Genomic DNA, 8,465 nt, shown 5'->3' on the forward strand with positions numbered 1-8,465 from the left:
TAAGATAGAATACGCTGCTCTCTACCAGAGACTATAGCGCACCCCGGCCAGAGGGAGCGCACGCGCGCTCGCTCTTCCTTGCTGCGTCCTGGCTGCCTGGCGGGCCTGCGCTGTCTCGTTCGCAGCACAAGGAAGGAGCGACAGAGAAATGATAGACAGAGAGAAGCCTGGAGGTACTGCCAAGCGATGTCTGCAGGGACCTGGAGCGAATTTGAGTTAATTGCCCGCCTGACAGCCGGCTTGCCCTCGGCTGAGGAGGTCGTGGTTGGCATTGGGGATGACTGCGCCGTCCTCGATACTGGCGGTCCACGGCTCTTGCTGCTGACCTGTGACAGCCAGGTCGAAGGGGTACATTTTACGCTGCGCACTTCTTCACCGCAGGAGATCGGGCGGAAGGCGTTGGCCATCAACCTCAGCGATATTGCGGCGATGGGCGGCGAGCCGCGCTACGCCCTGGTCTCTCTACATATTCCGCGTCGTTGCCCGCTGGAGGTCCTGGAAGGAATCTACACCGGCCTGCGCCAGGAAGCGGCAGCCGCCCAGACGCTGATCGTTGGCGGCAACGTCAGCGGCACCGGGACAGCGGAGACGCTGGCGATCGATATTACCTTACTTGGAGAGAGCGAGCGCGGGCGGGTGCTGACGCGCGCCGGCGCTCGCGTTGGTGATACCATTTTCGTGACCGGTTGTCCAGGTGACTCGGCGGCTGGCCTGCATTCGCTGCTCTATCCAGACCATCCTTATCCTCCAACGGCCTGTGAGCGGCTGCGCGCCATCCATCGTGTGCCGCGACCACGCCTGGCCGAGGGACGCCTGTTGAGCCAGCTCGGTCCGCAGATTGTGACGGCGCTCATCGATGTGAGCGATGGTCTGAGCGGCGACCTGGGCCATATCTGTGAGCGCAGCGGCGTGGGAGCCTGCATCGAGGTGGCTCGTTTGCCCCTCTCCGCGGAGCTGCAAGCTCTGGCCGCGACCGTGGGGCGCGACCCACTGGCCTGGGTGCTGCACGGTGGCGAGGATTATGAGCTGCTCTTTACGGTCGCTCCGGGCTACGAAGAGACCGTACAAGCGCGCTTCGCCGCGGCGGGGGCGGCTCCCATCACCCGCATTGGACAGATTACAGAGGCAGCGAGCGGCCTTCGTCTGCGCTGGCCAGATGGACGCGAGGAGCCGCTATCAGTACAGAGCTGGGATCATTTCACGACGCCCGGCCAGGCCAGGTCTAGCTAGGTCGCTTCCCCGGTCAGACCAGCCGCGGCCCGCGCCGCCCTGACCTGCTCGGCAATAGCTCGCGCAGCCGCGGTGATGTCCTCGGCGTTGACAACGGAGGTGATCACGGCGACACCGCAGGCGCCCGCCGCAATCACCTCCGGCGTATTGGCCGCCGTGATCCCGCCAATCGCTACCAGCGGCACTTGATAGCGGGCGCTGATAGCTTGCAGGAGCGCGGGACCGGTAGCCGGTCCAGCATCGGCCTTGCCGCGCGTCGGATAGATCGGGCCGACGCCCAGGTAGTCCGCCCCTTCGGCTACCGCTTGCTCGGCTTCCGCGAGGTTACCCGCCGAGACTCCAAGGATGCGCCCGGGGCCTAGGAGCTTGCGAGCCAGCGCCACGGGCATGTCATCCTGCCCCACGTGAGCGCCGTCGGCCTCGATCGCCAGGGCCACATCAACACGGTCGTTGACAATCAGCAAGGCACCGTGACGACGAGTCAGCTCGCGCAGCGCCAGGCCCTCCTCAACCAGGGTGCGTGTTGTCGCCTGCTTATCGCGCAGTTGGATAATCGTGGCCCCACCAGCCAGGGCCGCCGCGGCCACCGTCTGCATATCGCGCCCTCGCGACCACTCGCGGTCGGTGAGGACATGCAACGCCAGGCGCGGAATCAACTCTTCGCGCTTCCAGCCACAGGGCAATAGCTCCGACATCAGGCGATCACTCTCACTTTCTGTCCACGACGGATGGTCTCCTCGTCAAGAGCGGCGACGGCATCGATCAGATGGGAGCGGAAGGTACCGGGGCCAGCCGCTTTCTGGGCAGCCAGCTCTCCGGCCAGACCGAGGGCCACGAGAGCAGCGATGCTGGCCTTCCAGGCATCCGGCTCCACGGCGAGGAAGGCCGCCACCAGGGTGGTAGCCATGCAGCCGCTGCCGGTAATGCTGGCCAGCAAGGGATGACCATTCTCGACATAGGCCAGGCGCCGGCCATCGCTGATGACGTCGCGCGCTCCAGTGATCGTTACACAACAGCCGAACTGGCGCGCCGCCCGCTGGGCAACGCTTTCCCGCTCCTCGGACAAAGAGATCGACTCGACGCCGCGCGTTTCGCCCTCCACACCCAGCAAGGCCCCGATTTCGGAGGCGTTGCCGCGCAGAGCCGTGATGTGCAGCTCCCGCAGCAGGCGTAGAGCGCTCTCGGTGCGCAGGCGTGTGGCTCCGGCGCCGACAGGATCGAGGACAATGGGGATCTGCCTCTCATTCGCTCGTCGGCCAGCCAGGAGCATGGCCTCGATCTGCTCGGGCACAAGGGTTCCGATGTTGAGCACCAGGGCGCCGGCGAGACTGACCATCTCCTCCACTTCCTCGCGCGCATGGGCCATGACGGGCAAGGCCCCGATGGCGAGCGTCACGTTGGCAGTGTCGTTCATCACTACCATGTTGGTGATGTGATGCACCAGGGGCTTGCGAGCACGAATAACTCCTACCAGGGGCGCCAGTCCTTCTAGCTTTCCCGAGCTGGCATTTTCGTTTTCTTGTTGCTGATTCATGGGGTCTCTGCCTCTTTGCTCTGCTTCCATTGCCAGAAGTGTTCGGTGGGTCCGTGACCGTGACCGAGACCCGGTGCATGCCGAATAGCTTCGGTCACATAGCGCTTGGCCTCGGCTACAGCCTCAGCAACGGAGAGGCCGCGCGCCAGGAAGGCGGCAATGGCTGCCGAGAAGGTGCAGCCGGTGCCGTGGGTATGACGGGTCTCGATGCGCTCGGCGCGCAATTCGCTGAAGCCGGTTCCATCAAAATAGACATCGATCGGGGCATCCAGACGATGCCCACCTTTGACAACGACGTGGCGCGCTCCGAGATCGTGGATAGCCCGGGCCGCCTCGTGCATCTCCTCCAGGGTCTCAATGTGCCGTCCGGTCAGCATCTCAGCCTCCGGCAGGTTGGGCGTTACCACCTCCGCCAGAGGTAGCAGGACGCCGCGCAGGGCCGCGACCGCCTCGGGCCGCAGCAGCGGGTCTCCACTTTTGGCGGCCATTACCGGATCAACGACCAGACGCAATTTCCAGCGAGCGACGCTGCGGGCGACGGCTTCAATAATGGGGGCTGTAGCAAGCATGCCAGTCTTGGCGGCGTCGGCTCCGATGTCTTCAAGCACAGCGTCGATTTGGGCCTCCACCAGCTCCGGGGGCAGTTCGAAAGCGGCCCGCACCCCCAGGGTGTTCTGGGCTGTGATGGCCGTGATGGCTGAGAGTCCATAGACCTCCAGGGCGGCGAAGGTTTTGAGATCGGCCTGAATGCCGGCCCCAGCGGACGAATCCGAGCCGGCGATGGTCAACGCCCGAGGGTGTCGCTGCTCCTCGCTCATATTCTTCCTCGCTCTTCTTTTGTCTCGATGGCATTCCTAGCCTCTGGCAGTATTCCCTGTCACTGGCGCTCAGGCCGGCCATTGCTCTTGTCGCCAGGCCATTTCCCAAAAGAGCCATTCATAGCAGGTGCTGATGCGAAAGATCTCGTAGAGACGGGCAATGGCTTCTGCCGAGAGGCGCTCAGCGTGCAGATCCAGACGCTCGCGGAGCCAGCGCCCCACGGCATCGAATTCGGGATCGGCATAGGTGCGCAGCCAATCGGCATAGGGATGATCAGGGGCTGGCGGTCTGTTGCCCGTGAGATGCGTGCCCACCTCGGCGTAGATCCAGGCACAGGGCAGCATGGAGGTGATGATCTCGGGAAGAGAGCCAGTGGTGGCGATCGCCAGAAGATGGCGGGTATAGGCGTAGTTGGTGGGCGCCATCGGCGTGGCGGCCATTTGCTCGGGCGTCAGCCCAAAGCGCTCGCCATAACGGCGGTGGAGATCCTGCTCAACCACGAGGGTGTTGAGCAACAGACGGCCAAATTGCTCGATCTCCGCGTGATCTTCGCTGCGCGTCGCGGCATAGGCGAAGCACTTCGCAAGGACGTCCAGAAAGAGGGCATCTTGCCGAATGTAGAATTCGAAATTGGCGCGCGGCAGCGAGCCGTCGCCCAGGGCGACAACAAAGGGATGTTGCAGCTGGCGCTGCCATAGGGACAGGACACTCTCGCGCAGACGGAAGGAGAGATTGCCATTTGTAGATGCGGCGGACATTTCAGCGGCAGACATGATGACCTGACCTCCACAAAGCGGATCAAGCGCGGGGAGAGCGTTCAGGCCAGGAATCGCCGATTGCAGGATGAATGGAGGGGAAGAAGAAAACTATGACAGCTGCTGACGAGGCCACAGTTTTCTCAATCACCCGCGTTCCCTTCGCTGGCATTACCCAGATCAGGTTGGTTCAGGGTCCCCCACACACTCCGGTGGTGTTCTCAGCCTGGCTGCACCAAGCTCCCCTAGCGAGTACAGCTGCGCCACAGGACGGGACGATCGATCGCTCCAGACGTGGTTGCAGCGCCCGTTTCTCCTGCCTGCGCTCCACTCCTGCCGGCTAGTCGCGGTCAACCAGGTCCTTTGCCTGTGGAGGTGGAGGCAGGTGAAAGAGATAATCGCCGCAGCGCCGATCATCCTGACGCTTCCATCGCCAATTATAGCCAACGCGCAGTGAAAGTGCAATTCCGCCTCGTGGGTGCAGCGGTTGACAGAGCGCCCGGCCCGCTATGCTGGCTTCAGCGGCCTGCAATCGCCGGTTGACGCTGTCGCCAATCGACTTCGTTGACGCAGCCGCCCGTGATGGCCACCGTGCCCGCCGCCTGGCCGTCGAGGTTCCACAAGGTATAGACGCCGGCAGGCAGGGCTGCAAAGACGGCGGCGAAGAGCTGCTTGCCGTTGAAATGTCGCTCTAATACCGCCGTGTGGGTGCGTCGCTGTGGCTCTTGCACGGGACTCACCTCGATCTCTTTGCCGCGCAGCTCAGGGTCGGTATACAGGACCAGGGCCCCGATCTCGCCCCCAATCTCCAGAACCACCGGCTCGCTGTGAACACGCTCAAAAAACGAGTGACTTTCTTCCATCTCTTCTTACCTTACCTCCCATCCTGGCCATTATGGACCTGTCACTATACTTGTTGTACTGCGCTGTAGACCGGCAGGGCAGGCAGCCAACCTGCGCCCCCTGACTGAACGATCTTGGTCGGCTGGCTGCTGGGCAATCCAGGCAGCAGCCAGCCGTGTGTGGCACCTGGCTCAACGACCGCGGTATGGCTCGGACTGGGCCGCCCGCTCTGTCGTTCAGCTCGCCGGCACCTCAAAGCCGCTCTTGGGCGTGGCTAAGTAAGGAAAGTGCTTCAGGTAGTTGGTGCGAGGAGGAACACCACCGGTGAGCTTGGAGACAGCCGCATCGGGCATGTAGTGGTGATCGATGAGCGGATAGGTGGCTCCGGCCACAGCCCGCAGCTCAATGGTCACCACGTCGTCGAAGACACGCCGCCCGTTGGGGAAGCCAGCCAGGTCGCCGCCCAGAAGTCCGAAGACGTTCGGCTTGCTGGCGGGCGGAATGGCTACATTCAGCCGCAGCAGGTCGGCAGGCTTCGAGCCGGTGAAGTTCTGGAAGCCGTCTATGAGGCCGGCGGGGATTCCCGTGAGCAGAATGGCTACCAGGTCAGCACGCGGGGCCGTGAGGGCCTGCAGGTGAGGGAAAACACCGGGGTAGAGTACAGGCAGCAGGCGCGCTACTTCTGGATGCTCGACGTATTTGACGAAGGCAGCGTCATCCTTGGGAGCCAGGCGATTCCAGAGGTTTTTCTTGCCCAGCGGGACAATGACCTCGTTGAAGAGAGGGTTGCCCAGGCGCGAGACCTGCACCCACGGCCCCGTATGGGCAGGCTCCTGCCCATTGTCGTGTAGGGTCACCTTCTGGCGGCTGGCTGAGGCCCAGACGCCGATAACCGAGCGCGGATTTTTGTGATCGGTAGCGGCATAGCCCTCACGCGTCAGGCTGGATTTGGGCACCTGCAGGGCAATGCTGTGAACATTGAGATCTTTGGTAGCATCAACCCCCGGCTGGGGAGGCCGCGGAAAGAGATGCAGATTCTGCAACGGACGAATGTCGAGCAGGTCGAAAATAGCCCCCAGGTCCACGTAGAAACCTTCGTTGCGCTGACCAGCGAAGACCTGAGCACCGCCCGGCAGCTGATGAATAGCTGCCTTGGCCAGTTCCTCATAGTTGGGTGTTGAGAGCGGCCCAATGTTGCAAGGCGGACAGGCCAGGTGCCGCCCCAGCACTTTGCTGGTACCGTCCTCTTCGAGGCGCGTCACCGTGTAGAACTGACGCCGGTTCCAGTTGGGGCTGTCAAGCGCGGTGATCGGCCCAGTATTGTAGAGAAAGGTATCGGGGTTGCGTACCTCCGTCTCAAAGCGAAATTGATAGGTAATATCGGCCAGGGCGTCGCCGTCGTTGTCGATGTGGATCTCGTAGAGGACATCGTCGCCAAATTCGTAAAAGTTAGGGCCCCCGGCTGGCTCCTGGAGCGGAATGTAGTTGGCGATCAGGGTAACCGTCTCCGGCCTGTCTGGGCTGACAAAGGCATAGACGTCGGTATTGTCGGCAACCGGATCTTTGGCAATCTCTGGAGCTTCGCGATGCGAGGACATTGACCTTACCTCTCCTTCCCCTGCCACGTGCAGGCGATAATCATGGCCGTGCAACCTTCTTGAGGAGGTGAGCAACCAGGCGTGGATCGCGATAGGTGATCTCGCGCGTGCCGGTGAGAATGCTGACTTCTCCTGTGCTACGCTGGCGTACATGCAGCACCAGCGGCTCGTCGTTCGCTGGCGCGGATGTCAGGTCGGCATACGTCACCCGACCCGCGCCTGCAGTACTTGCCCCTGCTGGCTGGGCTTCAATCGGCTTCGCCACAGCAAAGGCCCCCACCAGGGCACTTCCGGTGGCCACGCCGACGGAGGTTCGCTTGAGGAAACTGCGCCTTGTCATTCGCGGCATGATTCTATCTCCTCGTTTCGCCTTGATAAGCCGTTTAGTTCGGCTACATGACACCTGCCCTCATGACTTGCTACCACCATGAGGGCCAGGAAAATCTCTTATAACCGCTTCGCCATTGAAGCTAGCTGGTCTTTACCCCCAGTATAGAGAGGCGCAGAATTCATCTCCATCAAGCAAGGGTCTTCAAGAGAGCTGTAAGACTCACAGGGAACAGCAAGCCATACCACGAGATCCCAAACGACCTTACTGCTTCAACACAGCGGAGGTTGAGCCAGCTACTGACAGGTCAGCGCTGGCTGCTTGCTTATTCGCCAGCCCAGGCGGCTCCAATGCGCTTGTAGCGGGGCTGGTGCTCACCGGCTGAAATCGCCGAGCAATCGCAGGTCGCTGGAACCAGGAGCGCCCGGATGACACTGGCATCCGGCAAAACGGTGATGCCAGCGCTGCAGAGAGGTAAGCTAGCCACCACCAGACCGCTCCACACGATCACGAGTAGCAGGACCACCAAGGGGAGGGAGGATCACCAGCTCAGCTCTCTCCAAATCCTGGCTGACCTGGTGACTGAGCCGAACAGCAAAAGGCACATTGCCCCCAGCAGTGATCTGCAAGACCGGTGAGGTCAACAGCGGCTGAAATAGCGAGATACTCTTGTTCTTTTGTCGATTCATCTGTAGGAGCAAGCTGGATGAACACCAGCGTTTCACTCCCATCGTCGACGAGGAGCAGGTGACTTCTCAGGCTATAAGACAAGCGATGAGTGTGGTCATCCGCGCACCAGCAGCCAGTAGCGGGAGCACCAGGGCTGCGCCAATCTCCCCGCTGCTCCCGCGACCAGCTTCACCTTATTTCGACAGCCTGAGCCTCTCACAGCAACCCTCTTTCATGCCTTAACGGTCAGACGCCGGCAGCAGCGACCAGGCCAGTAAGCCAACGGGGAGCAGCACCGGCTCACGTCGCTCACGTGCTCTGATAGCGCTCCCGCCTTCTCCACCGGCCCTTCCTCCACGCTGCGCCCGTTCGATCCAGAGCTTGCGCAGGAACGCGAGGGTACAGAGGGCCGCCAGGCCGCTCAGCAGCAGCGGCTCCTCGCGATCTCTCAGTAGCGCCTGCCAAGCAAGAAGCCCGAGGAGCAGCAGCCGCACAGATAGGCCAAGATCCGGTCAACACCGGCCTAAGCGCAGGGCTGGTTCCCCTCTTCATACAAGGGGCAAGCCCGTGGCCCTGGCCTTGCCTTCGCTAGCCTGGCAGCTTCAGCTATCGAGGGCGCGCGGCAACAAGACTGCTGCCAGCAGGCGGCCCTCAACCAGGCGCTGTGCAGGTCCAGCGCGGCCCAGCAA

The 8,465-nt window shown here is 62.3% G+C and carries 10 protein-coding genes and 1 riboswitch; of the genes, 1 reads left to right on the forward strand and 9 read right to left on the reverse strand.

Annotation, left to right across the window (positions count from 1 at the left end; all coding sequences use genetic code 11):
- The first annotated feature begins 186 nt into the window (after positions 1-186).
- The gene (thiL, locus tag IRZ31_RS05705; protein ID WP_297150820.1) at positions 187-1,230 is read left to right on the forward strand and encodes a thiamine-phosphate kinase; all 1,044 of its coding nucleotides are present in this window, start codon (positions 187-189) and stop codon (positions 1,228-1,230) included.
- Here thiL and thiE read toward each other — a convergent pair.
- The 9 genes from thiE to IRZ31_RS05750 all read right to left on the reverse strand — a co-directional run bounded on the left by thiE (position 1,227) and on the right by IRZ31_RS05750 (position 8,270).
- Positions 1,227-1,925: a thiamine phosphate synthase gene (gene thiE / locus IRZ31_RS05710; protein ID WP_297150823.1), complete on the reverse strand. Its 699-nt coding sequence runs from the start codon at positions 1,923-1,925 to the stop codon at positions 1,227-1,229. The two genes, thiL and thiE, sit on opposite strands and share 4 nt — an antisense overlap.
- Positions 1,925-2,764: a hydroxyethylthiazole kinase gene (thiM, locus tag IRZ31_RS05715; protein ID WP_297150826.1), complete on the reverse strand. Its 840-nt coding sequence runs from the start codon at positions 2,762-2,764 to the stop codon at positions 1,925-1,927. The genes thiE and thiM overlap by 1 nt, the downstream gene beginning before the upstream one ends.
- Positions 2,761-3,582, reverse strand: a complete 822-nt coding sequence (gene thiD, locus IRZ31_RS05720; RefSeq protein WP_297150829.1) for a bifunctional hydroxymethylpyrimidine kinase/phosphomethylpyrimidine kinase — start codon at positions 3,580-3,582, stop codon at positions 2,761-2,763. The genes thiM and thiD overlap by 4 nt, the downstream gene beginning before the upstream one ends.
- Positions 3,583-3,651: 69 nt before the next feature.
- Positions 3,652-4,356, reverse strand: a complete 705-nt coding sequence (gene tenA, locus IRZ31_RS05725) for a thiaminase II (protein ID WP_297150832.1) — start codon at positions 4,354-4,356, stop codon at positions 3,652-3,654.
- 121 nt (positions 4,357-4,477) lie between these two features.
- Positions 4,478-4,595: riboswitch (TPP riboswitch) on the reverse strand.
- Positions 4,596-4,856: 261 nt separating this feature from the next.
- Positions 4,857-5,201 (reverse strand): hypothetical protein, encoded by a 345-nt coding sequence (locus IRZ31_RS05730; protein ID WP_297150835.1) that lies wholly within the window; start codon positions 5,199-5,201, stop codon positions 4,857-4,859.
- A gap of 216 nt (positions 5,202-5,417) precedes the next feature.
- Positions 5,418-6,779, reverse strand: coding sequence for a DUF4331 domain-containing protein (locus IRZ31_RS05735; protein ID WP_297150838.1), 1,362 nt, complete (start codon positions 6,777-6,779; stop codon positions 5,418-5,420).
- Between the two features lie 40 nt (positions 6,780-6,819).
- Positions 6,820-7,128 carry a twin-arginine translocation signal domain-containing protein gene (locus IRZ31_RS05740; protein WP_297150841.1) on the reverse strand — a complete coding sequence of 103 codons (309 nt, stop codon included), beginning with the start codon at positions 7,126-7,128 and terminating at the stop codon, positions 6,820-6,822.
- A 304-nt stretch (positions 7,129-7,432) separates the two neighbouring features.
- On the reverse strand, positions 7,433-7,594 hold the full coding sequence (locus IRZ31_RS05745; protein WP_297150844.1) for a hypothetical protein: 162 nt from the start codon (positions 7,592-7,594) through the stop codon (positions 7,433-7,435).
- A gap of 421 nt (positions 7,595-8,015) precedes the next feature.
- Positions 8,016-8,270: a hypothetical protein gene (locus IRZ31_RS05750; protein WP_297150847.1), complete on the reverse strand. Its 255-nt coding sequence runs from the start codon at positions 8,268-8,270 to the stop codon at positions 8,016-8,018.
- Positions 8,271-8,465: the final 195 nt, after the last annotated feature.

This window comes from Thermogemmatispora sp., from assembly GCF_019683635.1.
GTDB lineage: Bacteria > Chloroflexota > Ktedonobacteria > Ktedonobacterales > Ktedonobacteraceae > Thermogemmatispora.

Excerpts from the sequence above, each read along its gene's own strand:
- thiL (WP_297150820.1), top strand. The coding sequence starts at position 187 with ATGTCTGCAGGGACCTGGAGCGAATTTGAGTTAATTGCCCGCCTGACA.
- thiE (WP_297150823.1), bottom strand. The coding sequence starts at position 1,925 with ATGTCGGAGCTATTGCCCTGTGGCTGGAAGCGCGAAGAGTTGATTCCG.
- thiM (WP_297150826.1), bottom strand. The coding sequence starts at position 2,764 with ATGAATCAGCAACAAGAAAACGAAAATGCCAGCTCGGGAAAGCTAGAA.
- thiD (WP_297150829.1), bottom strand. The coding sequence starts at position 3,582 with ATGAGCGAGGAGCAGCGACACCCTCGGGCGTTGACCATCGCCGGCTCG.
- tenA (WP_297150832.1), bottom strand. The coding sequence starts at position 4,356 with ATGTCTGCCGCTGAAATGTCCGCCGCATCTACAAATGGCAATCTCTCC.
- IRZ31_RS05730 (WP_297150835.1), bottom strand. The coding sequence starts at position 5,201 with ATGGAAGAAAGTCACTCGTTTTTTGAGCGTGTTCACAGCGAGCCGGTG.
- IRZ31_RS05735 (WP_297150838.1), bottom strand. The coding sequence starts at position 6,779 with ATGTCCTCGCATCGCGAAGCTCCAGAGATTGCCAAAGATCCGGTTGCC.
- IRZ31_RS05740 (WP_297150841.1), bottom strand. The coding sequence starts at position 7,128 with ATGCCGCGAATGACAAGGCGCAGTTTCCTCAAGCGAACCTCCGTCGGC.